The sequence below is a fragment of the Oleiphilus sp. HI0080 genome (assembly GCF_001635135.1).
Genome location: NZ_LWFU01000162.1, coordinates 1 through 339, shown reverse-complemented (window position 1 = coordinate 339; position 339 = coordinate 1). Strand labels below are relative to the sequence as shown.

Annotated in this window: 1 protein-coding gene; it reads right to left on the bottom strand. The window is 46.0% G+C overall.

All coding sequences use genetic code 11. The features are described from left to right. Window positions 1-264, bottom strand: a 264-nt coding sequence (locus tag A3751_RS01860; RefSeq protein ID WP_156492187.1) for a DsrE family protein, incomplete at its 3' end; no start/stop codon positions are given. Window positions 265-339 lie beyond the last annotated feature (75 nt).

The following is a 339-nucleotide window of genomic DNA, read 5'->3' as shown; positions in this document are numbered from 1 at the left end:
GGAGCTTGTATCGGAGCCGGAAAAAATATAAAGCAGATCGATTCCATACAGAGGGAGGGCTTTCATCATCTTTGATAAGTTTTTTCGGCCAACTAATCCAGGCTCTTGTGAATTGACAAGCTGATAGATGGCATCGCCTTCAAAGACCAGCTTTACTTCTTGATCGAAACTTGCAGCTGCAAGAGCAAGATCAAGCGCTTCTTGGTTCGCGCTTGATGCAGAGGGAGGTTGCGTGAACACAATGACTAAGGATTTAATACTCATTTCAGGCTCCGAATGTTACAAGACGATCGGCTATGATGTGTGCCTCTATGAGCTGCCCTAAGCCCGAAAGCTCTC